Source organism: Cellulophaga omnivescoria (assembly GCF_001999725.1).
Classification (GTDB): domain Bacteria; phylum Bacteroidota; class Bacteroidia; order Flavobacteriales; family Flavobacteriaceae; genus Cellulophaga; species Cellulophaga omnivescoria.
The window spans coordinates 148,980-172,788 of sequence record NZ_MDDP01000034.1 but is presented as its reverse complement, the minus strand read 5'-3'; the positions used below and the strand labels follow the sequence as shown (position 1 = coordinate 172,788).

The following is a 23,809-nucleotide window of genomic DNA, read 5'->3' as shown; positions in this document are numbered from 1 at the left end:
ATTTTTATTAACATTTTTTTTAGGATTAGCTATTTTTATATAGTACCTTTTAATTTATATTTGTATACTTCAGATTTTTAAAATAAATGTATAAAAAGATAATATCTATATTTTTTACTCTATTATTCTTGGCGTTTTTATCTGCGCCAACAATAATTACTATGGTAAACGATACTATAGATATTTCTGCATTTTATTCGTTTTCTGAAGAAGAAGATAATTGCGCTAAAAAGTATTTAAGCGTAGATAATTTTTCTGAAACAAACGTGTCTTACGTTTTAAAAAGGGAAACTCAAGGATATTCAGATAAAAAATATCCTAGACCACTAATTAACCTTGTTTCACCTCCTCCCGAGTTTCACGTAGCATAAGTAAACTTTAACTACGCGCCGCAGTGTAGTTGTCATTAATTTAATTAATACCCTCTTGACAAAAATAAACTCAAGAGGCAAAAAGTACTATGTATATGTTTAAAAATTTAAAAAGCGACTTACCAGCTAGTATTGTCGTATTCTTTGTTGCATTACCATTATGTTTAGGTATTGCATTAGCAAGTGGAGCGCCACTTTTTTCAGGTTTAATTGCCGGTATAATTGGTGGTATTATAGTAGGAGGCCTAAGTGGTTCTAGAGTTGGAGTTAGTGGTCCTGCTGCAGGTTTAGCAGCTATTGTATTAACTGCAATTGGCTCATTAGGAGGTTATGAAAACTTTTTGGTAGCAGTTGTTTTAGGAGGTGTAATACAATTGGTTTTTGGGTTTTTAAAAGCTGGTATTATTGGGTATTACTTTCCTTCTTCTGTAATTAAAGGGATGCTTACAGGTATTGGTATCATTATTATTTTAAAACAAATTCCGCACTTTTTTGGTTATGACGCAGAACCAGAAGGTGCAGATAGTTTTATAGAGGCTTCTGGTGAAAATACATTTTCTGCTATATTCAATATTTTTGATAATATAGCAGTTGGTCCTACAGTAGTAGGTCTTATAAGTTTAGGTATATTATTACTTTGGAGTAATGTTCTTGTTAAAAAAGGAAAGTTTTTTGAGGTAATACAAGGTCCACTAGTAGCTGTTGCCGTTGGTATTATATTTTACGCAGTAACACAAACTAACGATGCTTTAGCAATTTCAACTGCACATTTAGTAAGTGTGCCTGTGCCAGATAGTTTTGATTCTTTTCTTGGGCAGTTTAGTTTTCCAAACTTTTCGGCAATTACTAATCCTGCAATTTGGGTTACGGCTTTTACTATTGCTTTAGTTGCCAGTTTAGAAACTTTGTTGTGTGTAGAAGCTACAGATAAACTAGACCCAGAAAAAAGCGTAACTCCTACAAACAGAGAGTTGTTGGCGCAAGGTACAGGTAATATCATTTCCGGTTTAATTGGTGGTTTGCCAATTACACAAGTAATTGTAAGGAGTTCTGCAAACATACAGTCTAATGCAAAAACAAAAATGTCTGCCATTTTACACGGATTTTTGTTATTAATATCTGTAGTGCTTATTCCTAAGTTGTTAAATATGATTCCATTATCTGTATTAGCAGCAATTTTATTAATTGTAGGCTATAAGTTGGCTAAACCAGCATTGTTTGCTAAAATGTACAAATTAGGTTGGAAACAGTCTATCCCATTTTTTGTAACAGTAGCAGGTATTGTTTTTACAGATTTATTAATAGGTATAGGCTTAGGTTTAGCTGTTGGTATAGTTGTAATTTTACTTAAAAGTTACCAAAACTCTCACTTTTTGCACATAGAAGATAATAGTAATGGCAGGAACAAAATTAAAATGTCTCTTGCAGAAGAAGTTACCTTTTTTAACAAAGGAGCTATTTTAAAAGAGTTAGATAGTTTACCTGAAAACACCTATTTAGAATTTGATGTTACTAAAACCAGGTATTTAGATTATGATATTATTGAAATTTTAGAAGATTTTGCCTTTAAAGCAAAAGAACGTAATATTGATATTAAACTAATATCTAAAAGGGGTATAGTAGAAAACCCAGATAGTTTCATAGAATTTTTTAAACTAAGACCAAAATCTAAAATTAGTTTAAGCTAGTTACTATGTTAAAAAAGAAATATAAAATTCTTGTATTATCAGATTTAAAAAAGTCAACAGTATCTACTGTAAAAAGTACTGTTAACCTTGCAAAAATGATAAACGGAGATGTCTCTTTTTTCCATGTAAAAAAAGCATCTGATGTAGTTGTTAGAGACAACCAACTGTCTGCTATGCGTGCTATTAATGAGCAGTACAATAGTACAGACCGTATTATTAGTGCTATAACTAAACCAATTTCTAAAATACAAAACATTAAAATTAATCATAGTTTTGCCTTTGGGAACGTTAAAAACGAAATTGCCAGACAAATAGAAGAGCAACAACCAGATATTATTGTTTTAGGAAAAAGAAAGCCGAAAATGATAAATATTATTGGTGATCACATCACAGAGTTTGTTCTTAAAAATTACAAAGGTATAATTATGATTGCTGCTAATGATGGTGCCGTTAAGCCTATAGATACATTAGCATTAGGGGTTTTAAATAAAAATAAAGAAGAATTAAATTTAAAATTTACCCAGGATTTAATTAAACATAGTAAACAACCATTAACCTCTTTTTCTGTAGTAGAAAAAGGATACAATGTAGCGCATACACAAAGCGCTAATGATGAAGTAACCTATGTTTTTGAGCAAGGAGACAATGAAATTCAAAAGATATCTAATTGTTTGGTAAAAAGCAATGTAAACTTATTGTGCGTAAATAGGGCTACTAAAGGTTTGCATAACGTAATAGATAAAACAAATGTATCTTTAATCCTATATGCCAATACATAGTAAAAACATAAATTTTAATAAAAAAATATAATATATGAAAGCACATACTAAAGAAACGCAAGCAACAATGACCCCAGAGAAGTCTTTGCAATTTTTAAAAGAAGGAAACCAAAGATTTCAGAGTAATTTAAAGGCAAACCGTAATTTATTAGAACAAGTTAATGATACTAGTGAAGGTCAGTTTCCGTTTGCTACTATTTTAAGTTGTATAGACTCTAGAGTATCTGCAGAATTGGTTTTTGATCAAGGTTTAGGAGATATTTTTAGTGTGCGTATTGCTGGTAACTTTGTAAACGAAGATATTTTAGGTAGTATGGAGTTTGGCTGTAAATTAGCTGGTACAAAGCTAATTGTAGTTTTAGGTCATACTAGCTGTGGCGCAGTAAAAGGAGCTTGTGATAATGCAGAATTAGGTAATTTAACAGCAATGTTAAGTAAAATTAAGCCTGCAGTAGAAGCAGTATCAGAACCTGCAGATGAAAGCTTACGTAACTCTAAAAACTTAGAGTTTGTAGATAATGTAGCAGCTAAAAACGTACAACTTACTATAGACAGGATTGTTGCAGAAAGTGAAGTTTTAGCAGAAATGCAAAGCAAAGGCGAAATTAAAATAGTGGGTGCAATGTATGATATTAATTCTGGTGCCGTTACTTTTTTTGAATAGAAAATCAGAAACAAATAGCTTTATAACAGCGTTTTTTAAGCGCTAAACTAGTTGTAAAGTAAGCTTATAAATCTCTATCATTAGAAAAAAAGACAATTGTTATGGTCTTAATTAACTATTTGGTAGAGATTTTATTTGTTCTTAAGTAAAAACATCTGCCGTAAAATAATACCTTTGCAGTGCAAATAAGTAACTATGAGTAATATTAGAATAACAAAACAGTTTAGTTTTGAAACCGGTCATGCATTATATGGTTATGATGGTAAATGTAGAAATGTACACGGACATAGTTATAAATTATCTGTTACCGTTATAGGTTCTCCAATAGCAGACAATACAAATGTAAAATGGGGAATGGTTATAGATTTTGGCGATCTTAAAAAGATAGTTAAAGAAGAAATTGTAGATGTGTATGACCATGCTACGGTTTTTAATAAAAACACACCACATATAGAGTTGGCAAATGAGTTAATGCAAAGAGGACACAGTGTAATACTTGCAGATTACCAACCAACTAGTGAAAATATGGTGATAGATTTTGCAGCAAAAATTAAAGCCAGATTGCCAGAAAATATTAGTTTACACTCTTTAAAACTGCAAGAAACAGACTCTTCTTTTGCAGAATGGTACGCGGCAGATAACTAAAAAAATCTGTTTACGTATCTTTACTAGCAATGAAAAAAATTACAATTCCTAAAGGTAAAAAAGTATACTTTGCAAGTGACAATCACTTGGGTGCGCCTACTATGGCAGAAAGCAAGCCAAGAGAAAAAAAGTTTGTAGCTTGGTTAGATGAGGTTAAAAAAGATGCTGCTGCAATTTTTTTACTAGGAGATATGTTTGATTTTTGGTTTGAGTATAAAACAGTGGTTCCTAAAGGTTTTACCAGAACTTTAGGTAAGCTAGCAGAACTTACTGATGCGGGAATACCAGTGTATTATTTTGTAGGTAATCATGATCTTTGGATGGATGGTTATTTTGAAGAAGAATTAAATATACCAGTTTACCACACACCACAACAGTTTTTATTTAATAATACGTCATTTTTTATTGGTCACGGAGATGGTTTAGGACCACATGATAAAGGGTATAAAAGAATGAAAAAGGTGTTTACAAACCCTGTTTCTAAATGGTTTTACAGGTGGTTGCATCCAGATATTGGAGTGTCTTTAGCACAATATTTTTCAGTAAAAAACAAAGCAATTTCTGGTGATGATGATGTAAAGTTTTTAGGCGAAGATAATGAGTGGTTGGTGCAATATGCAAAACGTAAATTAGAAACCAAACATTACGATTATTTTGTTTTTGGACACCGTCATTTACCAATGACTATAGACCTAAACGGAAAATCTACCTACATTAACCTTGGCGACTGGATTGGTTACTATACCTACGCAGTTTTTAATGGCGAACAATTAAGTTTAGAAAAGTTAGAAAATTAATTTTCTAGCATCTTAAACTCTACCCTTCTGTTTTGTGTACGGCCTTCTTCAGTAGTGTTATCTGCAATAGGTTTGCTACTGCCATATCCTATCCATTTTACACGGTTTTCATCAATTCCGCTATCAATTAAATAGCTCGCTACAGCTTTAGCACGTTGGTTACTAAGTTCTAAGTTACGTTCTTTAGAACCAACAGCATCGGTATGCCCATAAATCTCTATAGAAAGCTTGTTATTGTTACGTAAAATAGTAGCAAGTACATTTATTTCTTCTTCAGAGGCAGTTAATAAATCGGCCTTGTTAAACTCAAATAAAACATTTTTAAACGTGTATACTTTATTGCGCTCTATTTTTGGTGTAGCATCTGCTTTTTGTGGTACAGTTTCAGCATATAAAGGAGGCAATTCTCGGTCTTTTGCTTCAACGCTAACATCATCTATGTAGTAGTATGAGAAATCTTTTTCGTTTACTTCAGAAACCTTCATTTTTTGCGTTCTACTATTACTAGCAAAATTTCCAATGGTAAAATTAGTTTCATACCCTTTAGCGGTAAAAGGTATGTAAACTTGCATCCAAATTTGTTTGCTTTTATAAAAAATAGGATCTACCTGCATGTAATGGTCGTATACCAAACCATTAATTTTAGACAGTGTTTTGTGTGTAACTAAGGTTTTTTTACTGTTTGTTATGGCAGAACCAGCAATAGGTTTGTTACTAAAAACAATACTAAAATCAGAAATTGCAAGCGTAGCATAATCCGCTAAGCTTACATAAAAGGTAACAATGTACTTTTTGTCTTTTTCTAGCTTTTCACTTAAAGAACCTTGTATGTATTCTCTATAATCTTTGTTAGAATAGGTAAAAATGCCAGCGTAAGCAAAACCGCTTCGGGCTATTTGTTTTCCGTTATGATTTAAAAAACCAACAGTTCTGCTACAAGAGTTTAAGTAATCTGTAGTGCCTTGTAGTGCAGACCAATCTAGAACGTTACCACTAAATTTACCAATGTCTTCTGGGCAATGTTTATAATCTTCAAAGCTAGAGTTTTTAACCAAATTTTGTGCAGAGCCAATTGCACTAACAAGTACTACAAAACATACCGTAAATAATATTCTCATTTTTTTATGTAGGTTGATAACTGCCTGTTTATGAGCTGTAGTGCAAATTTAGCCAGTTTTTTATCCTGTATTAAACGTAAAAATATAGGGATTTATTTTGTTTAAAGGCTAGAATATTAAAGCAAAATTATTCTTCTTTTTGGTGCTCTTCTACATCTTTACTTAGGTCTAATTTTCTAAAGCTAGGAGAAAAAATAGCAGTAGCACCTACGGTAATCAAAGTCATAGTTCCACCAAAAACCACTGCGGTTACAGTACCCATAAGTTTGGCTGTAAGTCCGCTTTCAAAAGCACCAAGCTCATTAGAAGAGCCTACAAACATAGAATTTACAGAGGCTACTCTGCCACGCATATGGTCTGGTGTTTTAAGTTGCAAAATAGTTTGCCTTATAATCATAGAAACACCGTCTACAGCACCACTAAAAAATAAGGCGGCAACAGACACCCAAAAGTAGGTAGACAGTCCAAACACAATAATACAAATACCAAAGGCAAATACAGCAAGTAGTAGTTTTTTACCAGCAAATTTGTGTAAAGGAAAACGGGTAGACATTAACATCATTAACGCTGCCCCCACAGCCGGTGCGGCTCTTAATACTCCAAAGCCTTCTGAGCCTACTTGTAAAATATCTTGTGCAAAAACAGGTAATAGCGCAACAGCGCCACCAAATAGCACTGCAATCATATCTAAAGTTAATGCGCCTAATACTGCTTTGGTTTTAAAAACAAAGGTTAGTCCTTCTTTTAAACTCCTAAAAACTGGTTCACCTATTTTAGGGTTAAGAATAGGTTTTTTAGGAATTTGGAGTAATACAATTAAAGCAAATAACGAAAACCCAAAAATTACACACATAGACCAGTGTACACCAATCCAACTTATAAAAAAGCCAGCTAAAGCTGGACCTAAAACTGATGCCATTTGCCAAGTAGTACTACTCCATGTAGCAGCATTTGGGTATATTTTTTTTGGAACAATTAAGGCAATTAACGAAAAAATAGTAGGGCCTAAAAACGCACGTACCAAGCCGCCTAAAAAAACTAAAAAATAGGTAATGTATAAAATTGTTTTGGTAGTAGTTTGTGCTATTACATTTGGCATACTAATTACAAACAAACCAAAGCTAATTACTGAAAAACCTAAAATACATTTAATTAAAAGGTTTCTTTTTTCTTTTTGATCTACAATATGTCCTGCAAATAGAGCCATAGACACAGCTGGTATCACTTCCATAAGTCCAATTACACCTAACGAAAGCGGATCTTTAGTTAAGGAGTACACTTGCCACTCTATAACTATAAATTGCATAGACCACGCAAATACCATAGCAAACCTAACTAGTAAAAAAGTATTAAATTCTTTGTAGCGTAGTGCAGCGTACGGATCCATTTTATAACTGTTTAGTTAGTGTAAATGTATTACAATTAACAAAGAGTTACTAAACTTAATTGTTACATATGTCACTTAAAAAATTATCTATGTTTAACTGAAAAATAGTGCCCTCAATTAAGTCGTTTATCGCTTTTAGCTCATTAGGGCTAACAGCCAAACTAACTTGTGGCACGGGAGTTTCTAACAACATAGCTCTGCACGATTTTTTTTTAGCGCAACAACTGCAAACGGCATTAGAGTTCATAGTGTTTTGTACATGCTCTGCAAAACGTATTAGTTCTTTATGGGTAAGTAAAAAACCAGTATCTCTAAACACCACTTGTATTTTACTTCGGTAATTTTTAGTCTCTTTTTTCCAATGAAAGGCAATTCCAAAATCATTATAATAAATAGCGTCTATGTCTCTCATAATCGTATAGGTTAAAGAAGTTTTTTATTGTTTAATTTCTGAATAGTTTCTAGAACATCTTTAACCGCAATTGTCATACTTTTTGCAGAAATAGTTGCGCCAGAAATAGCGTCTACATTTTTACCATACACCGGTTTTTTGTTTACAGATAAACCAATAAATTGTTTTAGCCAACGCTGTGCGCCTATTTGTCTGCCGTGGTCTTCTCTGTAAATTAAAACCTTTGTTTTTTTAATGCTTAAATCCTTGTTTACAAACACCACATAGTCAAATACATTTTTCATACTATTTGCTTGTCCAACGTATGCGTAACCTAGTAACTCTGTATCTGTGTTAATTTTAAAAACATAATCTTTAGGCGGAATCACATCACTTGTGATTCCGATTAAGCTAAAAGATTCTGTACCGTAAGCAAAGCTTATAGCTGCATCTACTTTTTTTTGTAATTTTTCTGGTAGTTGAGGGGTAGTAAACGCCAGTAACAAAAATGTAAATGCTGTTATAAATAGTAGGGTTCTTTTATTTTTTAGTTGCATTTTCTGTTGTTTTGGTTAATGCAAATTTTTGTATTAAAGCAAGTATTTCTTTTTCGTTAGCATTTTTCTTTTCTAACTCATAAAAATGCATAAATAATGGTTTTTTATCAACAGCTTTAGCAAGTTCTATTTCACTGTTTTTAGTGTATACTTTGTCCCAAGCAGATCTAACTTTTGCCCAAAATTTCTTATTATTTTTCCACCAATCTTTTGCAGCTAAACATTGCTCATCTGGTACTCTTACATAGGTGTTATATCCTTTTTCCTGAGCTAAAAGAACATCTTTCTTACCAGTTTCTCTAATAATTTTGTCATTATCTTGCTCGTGTAACCAGCCATAATCTGTAATTTCTTGGCGGTTGCCTCTTGCCATTACATTATAATCACTTCTTTTAGAGTACTCTCTTCTTGGTAATGGAGAATCAGATTTGTTTTCCCAATAATTTTTGCCATCTGCATGTATCCAAGTTGCAGATCCAGAGTATCTAGGACTATCATCTACTTGGTAAACTAATTGTGTCCATTGTCCTTTTACTTCATTTTCTGGTAATTCTGTAAATACCCACTTGTTGTCTTTATCGTAATGAAAAACACGATTGTTTTCATACAACCAATCTTGTCTCCAATGCTTAATTACCATAGTATCTTTTATAACCAATAGGTGCTGTATAGACAGTTTGTTGTTTTCATCTTCAATTAACTCTGCCCATTCTAAAGCTCCAGAGGTATAATCTAAATGCTTTTCATAATCAATTTCTGGTGCAAAAGTTTCTGTGTACTTAAAATTTACTTTAAAACAACCACACATATCTTTAATAGATTCTTTGTCTAATTGTTTTTTGTTTTGTGCAATTCCTTGCAAACTAAAGCCAATTATTGCTATGGCTAAAAAAAGTACTTTTTTCATAATTGTGTATTTGTATGTAATGTCTGTTTTGTTCCTACAAAAATATTAAATTTATTTAGATTGATTAAAAATAACACATATATTTGTCGAAAATTATTAGGAATGATTCTAAATAGTAAATATTTGTCTATTTATTTTATGCTTTTTTTCTCTGTTTTTGTGTTCTCACAAGAGTTAAAAAAAGACTCAATAAACTTAAATAAGTTAGAAGAAGTAGTTGTTACGGGACAATATAATCCGCAATCAATAAAAAAATCGGTTCATAATGTTATTGTAATAAACAGAGAGCAAATAGAAAACCAGGCAGCAAATAATTTGGCAGATATACTAAACTTTAATTTAAACCTAACAATAGTTCCCAATGGACAAACAGGAAAATCTACAATTTCTTTTTTTGGATTAGATGCACAATACTTCAATATTTTGGTAGACAATATTCCGCTGGTAAGTGATAGTGGACTTGGTAATAATATAGATTTAACACAAATAAACCTTGATGACGTAGAGCGTATTGAAATTGTAGAAGGAGCAATGGGTGTTGAGTATGGAGCTAATGCTGTTTCTGGAGTTATTAATATTATCACCAAAAAATCTAGTGATAGTGATTGGAAAGTACAAGCAATTTTACAAGAAGAAACAATTAGTGACGAGTATGCTTGGTTTAACAAAGGCAAGCACATACAAGGACTAAATGTTGGTCATAATATAAACAACAATTGGTTTGCTAGAGTTGGTATAAATAGAAATGAATTTGCAGGTTTTTATAATGGCAGGCAAGGCAAAGACTATTATAAAAATGATGGTTTAAGAGGATATGATTGGTTGCCTAAAACACAAATAAACACTAATGCATTATTAAATTACACTAAAAATAACTTTAAGCTTTTTTATAAGTTTGAATACCTAAATGAAGTTGTTAATTACTATGATGCAGCCGTTAGGGCTAATATAGATACACAATCGCAAACTAGTAATCCGTCTGCAACAGATAGAATTTTTACTACCAATAGATTTGTAAATAATTTAAGTGTAAACGGAACATTAAATTCTGGTGCTAATTATAAGGCTTCTGCATCGTATCAAAAACAAAAGCGCAACCTAAATGAGTTTAATAATTATATAATTACAAACCAGAGAAGTAATGAAACTGATGAGGTGTACCAGTCTAGTTCTGTCTTTTTCTCTAAAGGAAGTATTAACAACCTAATTAAAAGTGATTCTTATAATTTTCAACTGGGTTATGAGGCCCGTTTTATTAAAGGTTTTGATACCCAGGCTTCTGGAGAAGTAACAGAGCAAGACAAAGAACAGTCTCAAAGCAACTATGCAGTATTTGGATCTTCAGAAATAAATGCTTTAGATAAAATTCTTTTACGACCAGGTTTACGCTATGAATACAATTCAATTTTTAAGTCAAAACTTTTAGGTTCTTTAAGCGCACGCTACCTTATAAAAAATGGGTTTGAGTTAAGAGCAAACCTAGGGAACTCCTACCGTACACCAAATTTTGAAGAATTGTACTATTATTTTGTAGATAGCAATCATGATGTTAGAGGTAATGAAAATTTGAAGCCAGAAAACGGTTTTACGTCTTTTTTAAATTTAAAAAAACGTAGCTGGATTAAAAATACGTCGCTTTTAAACACATTAAAATTTACCTACATAGACGTAAAAGATAAAATTGATTTAGCCATTGTAAACCAAACGCCATTACAGTATCAATACATAAATGTTAATGCGTATAAATTATGGGGTGTAACATTAGATAATAGCTTAAAAGCAGATAATTGGACGTTTAATATAAGCGCTACTGTGCAAGGCATTTCTCAAGTTGCTAATGATGAGGTAAACTCAGATGATAAATTTCTGTATTCTTTTCAATTAAATACTAGTGGTACCTATCAAATAGAAAAATGGAATACCGCAGTAACTGTACTTTTAAAACACACGGGAGAACAACAAAATTATAGCGCTACAGGAACTGATGCTAACGGTAATCCAACTTTTTCCAAAACAACTACCAATGCTTACAATTGGTTAGATGCATCATTAAAAAAATCTTTTTTAGAGAATACTTTTCAGGTTACTCTAGGGGCCAGAAACTTATTAGATGTTACAACTGTAGACGTTAATGGTCCTGTAGGAGAGGGAACTCACTCTTCTGCAAGCAATGGTATTTTACTTGGTTACGGACGATCTTATTACTTAAAATTATTATATAACCTTAAATTTTAAAATTACAATTATGTTAAACAAATTTTTAACTATTACACTATGCGCTTCAGTTTTAGCTTTTACTAGCTGTAGTAAGGATGATGAGCCTGGCGAAGCTATTAAAGTTGTTATCGAAGGAGCGTCTATAGCTCCAAATGTTGGAGGACCAAACGAGCCAAACCAAGTATATGTAGATTTAAGTGCCAATACATCTTCAGTAGTGCAAAGAGACACTTGGGATTTAGGATTTTTCTCCGGTGAAGATTTTAGAGTAGTGCTTAATGGTTCTATATATATGGCAACAGCTAAACTTTCTGTAACAGATATTGATGCTATAAACTCAACATCACAAGAAATTAAAGATTTACAACCACAGGTAGCTATTGGTACTTTTGATCCTGCAAATTCTGAATTTATAGATGCTCCAGATGGTAACATTTTAGAAACTGCTGTAGATGAAATTTCTAGCACAGATACTAACAACCCAGTGTACCTTGTTAATTTAGGTTTTAAAGTTGGTACAGAAGTTCCTGGTACAGGAAGTGTAGCTGTTAGTGGAGACGCCAGAGGTTGGAAAAAAATTAGAATTTTAAGAAATGGTGATGATTATATTTTACAATATGCAGATTTAGATGATACCACACATAAAGAAGTAACCATTTTTAAAAGTACCGACTATAATTTTACATTTTTTAGTTTTGATACAGAGACAGAAGTTACTGTTGAACCTGAAAAAGAGAATTGGGATTTAAATTTTACTGTTTTTACTAATGAAATAGAAGGCTATGGGTCTTATGGGTATTCTGATTTTGTGGTTAATAACGCAAAGGCTAATGCAAAAGTATATATGATAGATACAGAAGTTGAAACTGAATTGAGTTATGACAACTTTACGTTAGCAAATGTTGATGCTTCTAAATTTATTAATGACCAAAGAGGAGTAGGAAGTAGTTGGAGAAATGGTGGTGGACCAGGAGCTCTACCTTCTTTAAAAGACAATGTTTTTTATGTGATGTCTGATACCGACGGAAACCTGTACAAAATTAAATTTTTAGCACTTACAAATGCAGATGGAGAACGTGGCCATCCTGAGTTTGTGTATTCATTATTAAAGTAAAAGAATAAACAATTATTTACCCTTAATAAAGGAGTAATAGCAAAGTTAAGTTTTGAGTTAGTTTTTTTCTAAAAAGCCCAAGCATTTAATTTGTGTTTGGGCTTTTTTATCTAATATCCCTAAGTTTTAATTGTAAGCTAACAACCCCTTGCCACTCATTTTCATCTAAAGAAAAAACAGCGCTAAAAGGCTTTTTGTTTTGTACTAAAGGCAATTTATTGCCTAAATTAAAACCAATAGCTCCAATTGGGCTAGAACCGTTTTGTACAGCAGCTAATTTTAAATGCGCTTCTTCTTGTCCTACGCCTTTTGCATAACCTGTGTCTTGTAGGTTACTTGCCATAAATACAGGCGACATATTACCAGGGCCAAAAGGTTCCATTTGTTTAATAATTCGCATTAGTTTTGGACTTATCTCATTAAAGTTAAGCTCTGCATCTATAGTAATTTCTGGCGTTAACAGATTAGGGTCTATAGTTTCTGCAACTACTTTTTCAAATGCTGTTTTAAACCCATCATATTGTGCTTCAGATAAGGTTAAACCAGCGGCATATTTATGACCTCCAAATTGTTCTATGTGGTCTGCACAAGCTTCAAGTGCATTGTAAACATCAAAACCTTTTACAGAGCGTGCAGATGCAGCTAGTTTTTTACCACTTTTAGTAAAAACCAAAGTAGGTCTGTAATACGTTTCTGTTAGTCTAGATGCTACAATGCCAATAACACCTTTGTGCCAATTTTCATTATAAACTACAGAGGTAAAATGTTTTTCTTCTTTGTTGTCTGTAATTTGTACTAAAGCTTCTTTGGTAATTTCTTGGTCTAGTTCTCGCCTATCTGCATTGTACTGTTCTATGGCAGCAGCAAATTCTTCTGCCTGTTCCAAATTTGTTTCGGTTAGTAAATTAACAGCGTGCAAACCGTGTACCATACGTCCCGCAGCATTTATACGCGGTGCAATTACAAAAACAACATCTGTAATGGTAAGTACATCTTTTTTTATCTGATTTATAATAGCTTTAAAACCTGCTCTAGGAGTACTATTTATTACCTTTAATCCAAAATAAGCTAGGACTCTATTTTCGCCAGTAATAGGCACAATATCTGCACCAATTGCCGTAGCAACCAAGTCTAAATAAGGCACTAAATCCTCTATAGTTTGTCCTCTTTTGCTACCTAAAGCTTGTATTAATTTAAAACCAACACCACAGCCACAAAGCTCGTCATACGGGTAATTGCAATCGGCTCTTTTAGCATCTAAAACAGCAACAGCATTTGGTAATGTAGCACCAGGTCTGTGGTGGTCACAAATAATAAAATCTACACCTTTTTCTTTTGCATAAGCTACTTTATCTACCGCTTTTACACCACAATCTAATGCAATAATTAGACTAATATCATTATCATCTGCATAGTCAATACCAGCATAAGACACACCATAACCTTCTTTATACCTATCTGGAATATAAGTAGTAACATTTGGGTAGTAGCTTTGTAAATAAGATGATACTAACGCAACAGAAGTTGTGCCATCTACATCATAATCGCCAAAAACCATAATATTTTCTTCATTGGCAATAGCTTGCTCTATGCGAGCAATAGCCAAATCCATATCTTTTAATAAATATGGGTCGTGTAAATCTGATAGTTGTGGTCTAAAGTATTTTTTAGCCTCTTCAAAAGTTGTTATACCGCGCTGTAATAATAGTTTAGCCACAATTTCATCAACCTGTAATGCATTTTGTAGTTCGGCTACTTTTGCAGCATCAGGTTTAGGTTTTATGGTCCAGCGCATATAGTGGTTTTTTGTTTAAGAGTTAAGAGTCAAGATAAAATATTCAAGAATTTTAAACTTGAGTATTTTTCAACAGTTAACTTAAGCGTGATGAAAAATAGTTTTAATGTCTAATGTTGCAAAACGTCTAAACATTTCCATAACACCACAGTATTTTTCAACTGATAAATCTACCGCACGTTGCAATTTTTTTTCATCTAAATTACTACCGTGAAAATGGTATTCTATAGTAACAGCATCATAATACTTTGGGTGCTCATCTGTTAAGTTTGCAATAGTTTCAATTGTAAATTCATCTACATCTAACTTCATCTTTTTCATTAAAGATGCAACGTCTAAACCAGAGCAACCCGCTAAGCCAGAAAGCATAAGCGCTTTAGGTCTGTAACCTTGCCCGTCACCACCATCTTCTTTTGCAATATCTATAGTTAGGTTATTCCCAGACGGGTTGTTACTTTCAAAAGCCATGTTGCCCAACCATTTGGTTGTAATATGATTTGTTGTACTCATAATTTTTTTTCGTTTCTTGTAGATTCAAAAATACAACTAAATATAAAAATAACTATGGCTTTAGTAAACCCTTTAGACCCTAATCACGATTCTGAAACAAAAGAATTGGCAGAATTTTTTAATGAGACCTTAGGCTTTTGTCCTAATTCTGTTTTAACAATGCAGCACAGGCCAGCAATATCAAAAGCTTTTATAAACTTAAATAAAGCAGTAATGGCTAATGAGGGCAATGTAACATCTGCCCTAAAACGTATGATTGCTTGGGTTAGTAGTAACGCTACTGGTTGTAGATATTGTCAAGCACATGCTATTAGAGCAGCAGAACGTTACGGAGCAGAGCAAGAGCAGTTAGATAATATTTGGGAGTACAGAACTCACGCTGCTTTTTCTGATGCAGAACGTGCAGCCCTAGATTTTTCTTTAGCAGCATCACAAGTGCCAAATGCTGTAAATGCAGAAATTAAAGAGAACTTGTATAAATACTGGAACGAAGGTGAAATTGTAGAAATGTTAGGTGTTATTTCTTTATTTGGATATTTAAATAGATGGAATGACTCTATGGGAACTTCTATAGAAGAAGGCGCTGTAGAAAGTGGAAATCAATATTTAGGTAAACACGGTTGGGAAGAAGGTAAACACAACGGAAGCGCTTACTAAAAAGCAACCTGAATACTATTTATAAGCCCTGCCATTTTGGTGGGGTTTTATTGTTTTAGATTGATGTATTATTAGTTTGTAACAGTAAGTTCGCCATCATTAGGAATGGCATATTCTTCACAAGAATTTTTAATTTCGTTGTAGCGTTTAGGAGTAACATCTAGCCAGAAATCATCACCAAAAAGATTAAAAAAGTATCTGTTGTCAACGTGTTTTTGATACATACTTTCTATCTTATAATTGTTTTCTGTAGTGGTAGTGTTTGTAACAGAATCTGTAACAGTTATAGGGTAGTTGTTTTTATTTACGTAGTGGATATAAATAGTGTCTTTACAAAACAAAAAGTTTTTAGGTTCTCCGCTGCCCAAACTCCAGTTAACATCTGGTTCATGTAGTAAAACATTGTATTTGTAGGTGTGCGTAGTACCGTAATTAGAGCCTGTTAATATACCTATAGATGTTTCGTCCTTATTGGTTTTTAAAACAGTTAACCGCATACCGTTAGGTAATACCAGGCTTTTTTCGGTAGTACTTTCTTGTGTATTGCTTTTACAACTAAGTACAGTTATGCTTAAAGCAATTAAACAAATACAAGTTACTATTTTAAAACGGGATTTCATCTTTATTTTTCCTTTAAGGCATCAACACTAAAAACTAAACCATTAAAGCCGGTTTGCATAAAATTCCTAATGTTTAAATGTCCATTTCCTTCTGGGTCTTGTAATACATCTTTTCTATAGTAATCTCCAAAACAAGCCAAAGTTTCTTCTTTGGATAATTCTTGTTTTAAAGCAAAAGCAAACAATTTACAAGAGCCAGAGTTTTCACCCTCTTTATTCTCTAAGCTGCCATTTTTAAAAGCCGTTGGTGTAAAGGTGTAGTTATCTTCTATAACCTGCATTGTATCTGTAAAAGCAATAGCAGTTGGGTTGTTTTTTAGTTTTTCTTTAAATTGATCTAAAGTCATATGGTAAAAGTATAATTGTTTTTTAATGTGTTTATCCCATTTTACAGTGAAAAAGTAAGCTGGTAAGTACTTATTTTTTTAGCTCAGCAATACATTGTTCGGCAGTTTGTTTTATTGTTGCTTGGGCTTTAGAGATAGTATTATTTATGGTTGACGCATTGGTAACCATATCTAAAGTAGAACTAACAGCCGCTGTATACCAATTTTGCCAAGCGTTTATAATGTCTATTTGTATTTCTAATTTATCGCCATTTGCTAGTGCTATTTTTCCTTGTTTTAATTCTTCTTGTAAACGAGAAATTGCTGCTTTTTCAGTATCCAAAATTATAGCTTTTGCTGTATCTTCATCTGCGTTTAACAGTTTGTAAGCACTAATTAAAGCTGCTGTACCTACGTTTTTAAGTGTAGTTTTAGAAACCTTATCTAGTCTGTCATTATCTGTGTGATAAAATTGATCTGTAAAATGCCAAAACAATACTCCAGGAATATCTGCCGCTAAAAACGGGGTATGGTCACTACCACCTTCATAAGGATTTGTATTTACCTCCCAGTTTGTACGTTTACCTTGTTCTTTAAATATTTTTAGTACAAAATCATTTAAATAATGTGGTTTCATTTGTTCTAAAGACAAAACACTACCACCCCATTCTGTATGCTTGTCATTTCCTCTTGTCCAAATTGCACTTGGATCTGGCATTTTTTCAATTAAAAAAGAACCACCAGTAATAGTGGTATTTTCGCCAACCATATCTAAACTAATTCCCCATTTTATATTTTTAGCTCTTGCTTTATCTTCTTGCACATACCTTTTGGTAGAAACTATTTCATCTCCCCATAAAAAGGTTAATGTTCTTTTTGGGTTTAGTTTACCTTCTTTAATAAATTTGGCTGTTAATGTGGCCATCTCTAAAGCAACGCCAACACCTGTAGCATTATCGTTTGCACCAGGTTCTTGTACGTGTGCGCTATATACAAGTCTTTGTTCTGGGGCAACTGCTCCTTTAATATCTGCAACCAATGTTAATTCTGTAGATGGGTAAATGTTGGTTTTAATATTTGCAGTAACAATTACTTTTTCTTTTTGCAATTTCTTTTTAAGTCTTTCTTTGGCGTAGTAAGACAGTGCTATTGCCCAGCCTTTAACATCTTTATTTTGTGGTATAGACCTAAACTGTATAGATGTTGTGTTTTTTTCTGGTTGTAAATAGCTTGGGTTGCTGTAAGATAATATTCCTGCTGCACCACCTTTAACTACGGCAGTATTAAAAACTCTAGCCGGACTAGTTTCTACAAAAACAATTTTACCTTTTACGTTAGTATCTTTTAGCTTAGATACATCTGCAATATAAATCACCTCTGCTGTTACACCGTTTTCTGGTGTGCTGTAAGAGTTTAAAGCAATCATAGTACTATTGGTGCTATTTTGCAATAAAGGCAAGTTTTCACCTTGTATTGTTAGGCTAGCATCTACAGACTCCCAAGTAGGTTGCTCTAAAGGTCTTTTTTCAATACGGTAAGTTAAAACAGTATTCTCTGTAGCCTTCTCTTGAAGTACAAAGCCGGCTTTTTCTAACTCATTAGCAACATAGTGTATACTTTTATTAAAACCAGTATTACCAACTACACGCCAATATTTTTCTACAAAAGCTGTAGTGTTGTAGGCTAAACTTCCTGTAAATTCTTTAGTTACTATTTCTGTGTAATCAGTATCAGCAAATTTGTTGACTACTGTATTTTGCTTTTTTATTACAGCGGTTTTAGTTAGTGTTGGCTTACAAGAAAATAATGAAACTAAAACACATATTAATGCAATTTTTTTATACATAGAGCAACTAATTTTTAAAATGAAAGTACTACTTTTTACCACCAACAATAATCACAATTTCCCCTTTAGGAGGTTTTGCTGTGTAGTGTTCTAAAACTTCTTGTGCAGTACCACGTATTGTTTCTTCAAACATTTTGGTAAGTTCTCTAGAAACAGAAACTGGTCTGTTTTCACCAAAATATTCTACAAAATGGCCAAGCGTTTTAATAAGCTTGTGTGGCGACTCATAAAATATAATAGTTCTGGTTTCTTCTGCTAATAATTTTAAACGTGTTTGTCGCCCTTTTTTAACAGGTAAAAAACCCTCAAAAACAAACTTATCATTAGGTAGTCCACTATTTACTAAGGCAGGTACAAATGCCGTAGCTCCAGGCAGACAGTCTACCTCTAAATTATTTTCTACGCAAGCGCGAGTTAATAAAAAACCAGGATCTGATATGGCAGGAGTCCCTGCATCAGAAATTAAAGCAATATTTTCTCCTGCTTGTATACGTTTAACAATGCTATCTACCGTTTTATGCTCGTTGTGCATATGGTGACTGTGCATTTGCGTATCTATTTCAAAATGATGTAATAGTTTTCCGCTGGTACGTGTATCTTCGGCTAAAATTAAATCTACCTCTTTTAAAACTTTAATAGCTCTAAAAGTAATATCTTCTAAGTTACCAATTGGTGTTGGTACCAAATATAATTTTCCCATTGTAAAAAGTATAATTAAGGTCTTTGGTTTTTATCAAAGTAGTAAGATAGTGCAGCACCTACAAAGGCAATAGCAGCAAATAGGTAACCACCATTATCTGTAATATAATGTGCGGCAAATGCCATTGATGTATTTAGGAAAAAACCAAAGTAAGCCCACTCTTTAAGTGTTTTAGAAAAATTAACCCAAATAGCTACTAAGCCCAAAATTTTAGCAATTGCTAATGGGTACACTAAATACGTAGGGTAGCCTAAGTGTGTAAAATACCCAGATATTGCGGTGTAGTTGAAAAAGTAATTGTAAACAGAAAAGCACATAATTGCTGTAAGCAATAATGTGCCAATCCAATAAAGTATTTTAGTACTATTCATAAAACAGTTTTATGCAAATTTACGTTCAATAATTGCCATAAAACGTTCTTCATACTCTTCTTTTCCTACCCAATTGTTATAATCTGGTTTTACCATATTATTTATAAATGATACTGAGCGCTCCTCGGTATCTATTGTACTTAGTTGAGATAGTACTCTTTGGTAATCTTCATTACTATTATTAAACAGGTGTTTTACAAAAGCAAGTCTGTCATTTAAACCAATTTTAATTTCGCCATTTACAATTTTACTTATTGTTTTTTCTTGCTTTACGTTAGCTTTAGTTTCTGGCACAAAAAGTTCTTGGTCGTTTTTAGCGTACTCTGGTTTTTGTGCAAACTCGTTAAGCATATCATCTGTAGGTATTGGCTCACCCATTTCTGGCATCATATCCATAATGGTGTTAATACCAGGAGTAATAATATCTTCTTGGTGTGGGTTGCTTTCTGGAACAGATGTATTCTCATAAATTACAGCGTTTGCTAATTTTTCAAACTTTTCTGCAATAATATTTTTAGTAACATCTACTTCTACATCATGTAATTTTTCTTCAATAAATTTTAGGACCGCCAATTTCTCATATAATTCTTTAGCAGTTTCGTATAAATCAGAAACATTGTCTAATTCATTGGAAGTTAGTATGTCCGTAGACATTTTCATTAATTCTTGTTTTAATTTTTCCTTCATCTCCCTAATATTTTAAAACTTTATCTGGTTAAAATTTTCAATAATTTTAATCGATCTACTAAATAAGAACGAAAAACGCTTTATTTTCGTCTAAAAATACAAAATGTTTCTTGAAAATACGGTTAACCCTAAAGAACAATTTGGCTGGATAGAGGTTATTTGCGGATCTATGTTCTCTGGTAAGACAGAAGAACTAATTAGAAGATTAAAACGTGCGCAGTTTGCGAAGCAAAAAGTTGAAATTTTTAAGCCTATTGTAGATACACGCTACCATGAAGAAATGGTAGTGTCTCATGATGCAAATGAAATAAGGTCTACGCCAGTGCCTGCTGCGGCAAATATACGGTTGTTGGCAGACGGTTGTGATGTTGTAGGTATAGATGAAGCTCAGTTTTTTGATGACGAAATTGTAACAGTTTGTAATGATTTGGCTAACAAAGGCATACGTGTTTTGGTTGCTGGTTTAGATATGGACTTTAAAGGAAACCCATTTGGGCCAATGCCAGCCTTAATGGCTACAGCAGAGTATGTAACTAAAGTGCATGCAATTTGTACACGTACGGGTAATTTAGCCAATTATAGTTTTAGAAAATCTAATAATGATAATTTAGTAATGCTAGGTGAAACTGAAGAGTATGAGCCACTAAGTAGGGCAGCTTATTACAAAGCAATGCTTAAAGAAAAGGTAAAAACTATAGACGTGGACGCAGAGCAAATAAAAGACCCAAAAAAAAATAGTAATGCCTAAGGCAACAGAAACTGTTTTAGAAATTAACTTAAAATATCTAGAGCAAAATTACAAATACCTAAAGTCAAAATTGCAGCCAAAGACAATGTTTTTAGCTGTAGTTAAAGCATTTGCCTATGGTAGTGACCAGGTACAAATTGCAAAAAAAATAACAGAACTAGGAGCAGACTATTTAGCTGTTGCATATACTAGTGAAGGTGTTGCAATACGTAAAGCAGGCATACAAACACCAATTTTAGTTTTACATCCGCAAGAAGTAAATTTTGAAGAAATTGTGGCTTATAATTTAGAACCAAGTATTTATTCAGACCGAGTTTTAAATCAGTTTATAGCATATGCTTCATCAATTAACAAGCAAAATTACCCAATACATTTAAAATTTAATACAGGTTTAAATAGGTTAGGCTTTTTAGAGGTTGATATAGATCAAATTATAAAAAAAATAACAGAAACTGAGGCTATAAAAGTGGCTTCTGCTTTTTCTCATATGGCAGCGTCCGAAGATCTAACAGAAAAAGAATTTACAGATCAGCAAATACAATGTTTTAAAACTATAAGTAATACATTAGATGGTTTACTTGGATATTCACCTATAAAACATATGTGCAATACATCTGGTATTTTAAATTATCCAGATGCCCACTTTAATATGGTACGTAGTGGTATTGGGTTGTATGGTTTTGGTAACGATGTAAAGTATGATGTGTATTTAAAACCAATAGCGAGTTTAAAAACAGTAATTTCTCAGTTACATTATTTAGAGCCAAACCAAAGCGTTGGGTATAATATGGCTTACAAAGTCACTAATAAAATGATAACAGCAACACTTCCTGTAGGCCATGCCGATGGAATAGGCAGAATTTACGGTAACCAAAAAGGGTTTGTGTTTATTAATGGTAAAAAAGCACCAATACTTGGTAATACCTGTATGGATATGATTATGGTTAACGTTACCAATATAGACTGTAAAGAAGGAGATGAGGTTATAGTTTTTAATGAAACTTACACTGCAGACGCATTGGCAACTGCAGCCGGTACAATCTCTTATGAGCTAGTAACGGGCATATCACAACGTGTTAAACGAGTTTTTAATTTTTAAGAAAATTTTAAGAAACTGTAATTTTTACTATATTGCAGCTATTAACTAAATAAATACACTAAACATGTTAAAAGAATTTAAGAATTTTATTATGACTGGCAACGTTATAGACTTAGCGGTTGCAGTATTATTAGCAGGCGCAATGGGTCTTGTTGTTAGCGGTTTTGTTAGCGATATTATGATGCCTCTTGTAGGTCACTTCTCTGGAGGAATTGATTTTGCAGATATGAAAGTTGTTTTAGATGAAGCCGTAGTTGCTACAGATGGAACTGTTACTAAGCCAGAAAATGCAATATTATATGGAAAATGGATTAATGCAATAATTAACCTTATTATTGTTGGTTTTGTATTGTTCATAATTGTAAAAGCATACAACAAAACAAAAACTCCTCCGGCTCCAGCTGCACCAGCAGGACCAACACAAGAAGAGTTATTAGCACAAATTAGAGATTTACTAAAAAAGTAATTCACTAATAACCACATACAGCCGCCAAGTTTATTACTAAGCTTGGCGGTTTTTTATGCTTTATTTCATAATGTTACAAATAAAACAATTTGTTATATTTATTTTAATCTTCTTAATGTTGCTTGGCGGTTAAACTACATTAAACTACATTTGTTATTCTAAATATTATAAAAATGAAAGTAGCCGTAGTTGGAGCCACAGGAATGGTAGGAGAAGTAATGCTTAACGTATTACAAGAACGTAATTTTCCATTAACAGAGTTATTATTAGTAGCCTCAGAACGTTCTGTAGGTAAAAAAATGACCTATAACGGCAAAGAACATACCGTTATTGGCTTAGCAGATGCTGTTGAAGCAAAACCAGATTTAGCAATTTTTTCTGCAGGCGGAGACACCTCTTTAGAATGGGCTCCAAAATTTGCAGAAGTAGGTACAACCGTAGTAGACAATTCTTCTGCTTGGCGTATGGATCCTACCAAAAAATTAATAGTTCCAGAAATTAATGCTAGTGAACTAACCAAAGAAGACAAAATTATTGCAAACCCAAACTGCTCTACCATACAATTAGTAATGGTTTTGGCACCTTTGCATGCAAAATATAAAATGAAACGCGTAGTGGTTTCTACCTACCAATCGGTTTCTGGTACAGGCGTAAAAGCGGTAAAACAATTAGAGAATGAGACGGCTGGTATAAAAGGAGAAATGGCATATCCTTACCCAATTAGCAGAAATGCGTTACCACATTGTGACGTTTTTATGGATAACGGTTACACAAAAGAAGAGATGAAACTATCTCGTGAACCACAAAAAATATTTAACGATCGCACTTTTTCATTAACAGCAACAGCAGTGCGTATACCAACAGCAGGTGGTCACTCAGAGTCTGTAAACGTAGAGTTTTATAATGATGCAGACGTTAGCGAGGTAAGGCAAATATTAAGCAAAACAGCAGGCGTAGTTGTACAAGACAATCCAGATACAAACACCTACCCAATGCCAGTTTACGCACACAATAAAGACGATGTTTTTGTAGGTCGTATCCGTAGAGATGAGTCGCAAGCAAACACATTAAATATGTGGATAGTTGCAGACAACCTACGTAAAGGAGCAGCAACAAATGCCGTGCAAATTGCAGAATACCTTAACAATAATAAGCTACTGTAACAGGCAGTTGTAGTTTTGGGTGTTCCTAACGGGCGGGCTTTACATTGCAATCTTTTTTAAGAAAAATAAAAAAGGATTTTCATTGCAATCCCTAACACAAAAAAATAGAAACCTTTAAGAAGAATACTTCTTAAAGGTTTTTTTGTATTATTTTTAAAAGCATAAAGCTCTAAATTCAATACAGTT

The 23,809-nt window shown here is 33.0% G+C and carries 26 protein-coding genes; 13 read left to right on the top strand and 13 right to left on the bottom strand.

The window, feature by feature from the left end; all coding sequences use genetic code 11:
• The first annotated feature begins 161 nt into the window (after positions 1–161).
• The 6 genes from BFJ87_RS12935 (at position 162) to BFJ87_RS12910 (ending at position 4,944) form a co-directional block, all read left to right on the top strand.
• Positions 162–371 carry a hypothetical protein gene (locus tag BFJ87_RS12935; protein WP_171974511.1) on the top strand — a complete coding sequence of 70 codons (210 nt, stop codon included), beginning with the start codon at positions 162–164 and terminating at the stop codon, positions 369–371.
• Between the two features lie 95 nt (positions 372–466).
• Positions 467–2,059, top strand: coding sequence for a SulP family inorganic anion transporter (locus BFJ87_RS12930; RefSeq protein ID WP_077405308.1), 1,593 nt, complete (start codon positions 467–469; stop codon positions 2,057–2,059).
• A gap of 5 nt (positions 2,060–2,064) precedes the next feature.
• A complete protein-coding gene (locus BFJ87_RS12925) occupies positions 2,065–2,838 on the top strand; it encodes a universal stress protein (RefSeq protein WP_077405305.1) in 774 nt (257 codons plus the stop codon).
• 34 nt (positions 2,839–2,872) lie between these two features.
• Positions 2,873–3,502 carry a carbonic anhydrase family protein gene (locus BFJ87_RS12920; protein WP_077405302.1) on the top strand — a complete coding sequence of 210 codons (630 nt, stop codon included), beginning with the start codon at positions 2,873–2,875 and terminating at the stop codon, positions 3,500–3,502.
• Between the two features lie 195 nt (positions 3,503–3,697).
• Entirely contained in the window at positions 3,698–4,147 is a 450-nt protein-coding gene (locus BFJ87_RS12915) for a 6-pyruvoyl trahydropterin synthase family protein (protein WP_077405299.1), read from the top strand.
• Positions 4,148–4,176: 29 nt separating this feature from the next.
• Positions 4,177–4,944 carry a UDP-2,3-diacylglucosamine diphosphatase gene (locus tag BFJ87_RS12910; RefSeq protein WP_077405296.1) on the top strand — a complete coding sequence of 256 codons (768 nt, stop codon included), beginning with the start codon at positions 4,177–4,179 and terminating at the stop codon, positions 4,942–4,944.
• Here the strand turns inward: BFJ87_RS12910 and BFJ87_RS12905 are convergent.
• The 5 genes from BFJ87_RS12905 to BFJ87_RS12885 all read right to left on the bottom strand — a co-directional run bounded on the left by BFJ87_RS12905 (position 4,941) and on the right by BFJ87_RS12885 (position 9,304).
• A complete protein-coding gene (locus BFJ87_RS12905; RefSeq protein WP_077405293.1) occupies positions 4,941–6,062 on the bottom strand; it encodes an OmpA family protein in 1,122 nt (373 codons plus the stop codon). The genes BFJ87_RS12910 and BFJ87_RS12905 overlap by 4 nt on opposite strands.
• A gap of 127 nt (positions 6,063–6,189) precedes the next feature.
• Entirely contained in the window at positions 6,190–7,449 is a 1,260-nt protein-coding gene (locus BFJ87_RS12900) for an MFS transporter (RefSeq protein WP_077405290.1), read from the bottom strand.
• A 55-nt stretch (positions 7,450–7,504) separates the two neighbouring features.
• The gene (locus tag BFJ87_RS12895; protein WP_077405287.1) at positions 7,505–7,861 is read right to left on the bottom strand and encodes a hypothetical protein; all 357 of its coding nucleotides are present in this window, start codon (positions 7,859–7,861) and stop codon (positions 7,505–7,507) included.
• 11 nt (positions 7,862–7,872) lie between these two features.
• A complete protein-coding gene (locus BFJ87_RS12890; protein ID WP_077405284.1) occupies positions 7,873–8,397 on the bottom strand; it encodes an FMN-binding protein in 525 nt (174 codons plus the stop codon).
• Positions 8,381–9,304, bottom strand: a complete 924-nt coding sequence (locus tag BFJ87_RS12885) for a DUF6607 family protein (RefSeq protein WP_077405281.1) — start codon at positions 9,302–9,304, stop codon at positions 8,381–8,383. Before BFJ87_RS12885 ends, BFJ87_RS12890 begins: the two co-directional genes overlap by 17 nt.
• 102 nt (positions 9,305–9,406) lie before the next feature.
• Here BFJ87_RS12885 and BFJ87_RS12880 point away from each other — a divergent pair, with 102 nt between their 5' ends.
• Together BFJ87_RS12880 and BFJ87_RS12875 are read left to right on the top strand one after the other, a co-directional pair.
• Positions 9,407–11,539: a TonB-dependent receptor plug domain-containing protein gene (locus BFJ87_RS12880; protein ID WP_077405278.1), complete on the top strand. Its 2,133-nt coding sequence runs from the start codon at positions 9,407–9,409 to the stop codon at positions 11,537–11,539.
• Between the two features lie 10 nt (positions 11,540–11,549).
• A complete protein-coding gene (locus BFJ87_RS12875; protein ID WP_077405275.1) occupies positions 11,550–12,635 on the top strand; it encodes an HmuY family protein in 1,086 nt (361 codons plus the stop codon).
• A gap of 106 nt (positions 12,636–12,741) precedes the next feature.
• Here BFJ87_RS12875 and recJ read toward each other — a convergent pair whose 3' ends face one another.
• Positions 12,742–14,430 (bottom strand): single-stranded-DNA-specific exonuclease RecJ, encoded by a 1,689-nt coding sequence (recJ, locus tag BFJ87_RS12870; protein WP_077405272.1) that lies wholly within the window; start codon positions 14,428–14,430, stop codon positions 12,742–12,744.
• An 81-nt stretch (positions 14,431–14,511) separates the two neighbouring features.
• The gene (locus tag BFJ87_RS12865) at positions 14,512–14,940 is read right to left on the bottom strand and encodes an OsmC family protein (RefSeq protein ID WP_077405269.1); all 429 of its coding nucleotides are present in this window, start codon (positions 14,938–14,940) and stop codon (positions 14,512–14,514) included.
• A gap of 54 nt (positions 14,941–14,994) precedes the next feature.
• On the opposite strand from BFJ87_RS12865, the gene BFJ87_RS12860 reads away from it, so the two are divergent.
• Positions 14,995–15,597 (top strand): carboxymuconolactone decarboxylase family protein, encoded by a 603-nt coding sequence (locus BFJ87_RS12860; protein WP_013620767.1) that lies wholly within the window; start codon positions 14,995–14,997, stop codon positions 15,595–15,597.
• A gap of 71 nt (positions 15,598–15,668) precedes the next feature.
• Here BFJ87_RS12860 and BFJ87_RS12855 read toward each other — a convergent pair whose 3' ends face one another.
• From BFJ87_RS12855 to BFJ87_RS12830, 6 genes are all read right to left on the bottom strand, one after another.
• The gene (locus BFJ87_RS12855) at positions 15,669–16,217 is read right to left on the bottom strand and encodes a hypothetical protein (protein WP_077405266.1); all 549 of its coding nucleotides are present in this window, start codon (positions 16,215–16,217) and stop codon (positions 15,669–15,671) included.
• Between the two features lie 2 nt (positions 16,218–16,219).
• Positions 16,220–16,564 carry a HopJ type III effector protein gene (locus BFJ87_RS12850; protein ID WP_077405262.1) on the bottom strand — a complete coding sequence of 115 codons (345 nt, stop codon included), beginning with the start codon at positions 16,562–16,564 and terminating at the stop codon, positions 16,220–16,222.
• A 70-nt stretch (positions 16,565–16,634) separates the two neighbouring features.
• A complete protein-coding gene (locus BFJ87_RS12845) occupies positions 16,635–18,389 on the bottom strand; it encodes a M28 family peptidase (protein ID WP_077405259.1) in 1,755 nt (584 codons plus the stop codon).
• Positions 18,390–18,417: 28 nt separating this feature from the next.
• Complete coding sequence (gene rsmI / locus BFJ87_RS12840) at positions 18,418–19,089, bottom strand: 16S rRNA (cytidine(1402)-2'-O)-methyltransferase (RefSeq protein WP_077405256.1); 672 nt, start codon at positions 19,087–19,089, stop codon at positions 18,418–18,420.
• A 14-nt stretch (positions 19,090–19,103) separates the two neighbouring features.
• Positions 19,104–19,460 carry a DoxX family protein gene (locus BFJ87_RS12835; protein WP_077405253.1) on the bottom strand — a complete coding sequence of 119 codons (357 nt, stop codon included), beginning with the start codon at positions 19,458–19,460 and terminating at the stop codon, positions 19,104–19,106.
• Positions 19,461–19,469: 9 nt separating this feature from the next.
• Complete coding sequence (locus BFJ87_RS12830) at positions 19,470–20,147, bottom strand: hypothetical protein (RefSeq protein ID WP_077405250.1); 678 nt, start codon at positions 20,145–20,147, stop codon at positions 19,470–19,472.
• 103 nt (positions 20,148–20,250) lie between these two features.
• On the opposite strand from BFJ87_RS12830, the gene BFJ87_RS12825 reads away from it, so the two are divergent.
• The 4 genes from BFJ87_RS12825 to BFJ87_RS12810 all read left to right on the top strand — a co-directional run bounded on the left by BFJ87_RS12825 (position 20,251) and on the right by BFJ87_RS12810 (position 23,623).
• A complete protein-coding gene (locus BFJ87_RS12825; RefSeq protein WP_077405247.1) occupies positions 20,251–20,895 on the top strand; it encodes a thymidine kinase in 645 nt (214 codons plus the stop codon).
• Positions 20,888–21,994, top strand: coding sequence for an alanine racemase (gene alr / locus BFJ87_RS12820; RefSeq protein ID WP_077405244.1), 1,107 nt, complete (start codon positions 20,888–20,890; stop codon positions 21,992–21,994). The genes BFJ87_RS12825 and alr overlap by 8 nt, the downstream gene beginning before the upstream one ends.
• A 64-nt stretch (positions 21,995–22,058) precedes the next feature.
• Positions 22,059–22,460, top strand: a complete 402-nt coding sequence (mscL, locus tag BFJ87_RS12815; RefSeq protein ID WP_077405241.1) for a large conductance mechanosensitive channel protein MscL — start codon at positions 22,059–22,061, stop codon at positions 22,458–22,460.
• 173 nt (positions 22,461–22,633) lie between these two features.
• Positions 22,634–23,623, top strand: coding sequence for an aspartate-semialdehyde dehydrogenase (locus BFJ87_RS12810; protein ID WP_077405238.1), 990 nt, complete (start codon positions 22,634–22,636; stop codon positions 23,621–23,623).
• Positions 23,624–23,809: the final 186 nt, after the last annotated feature.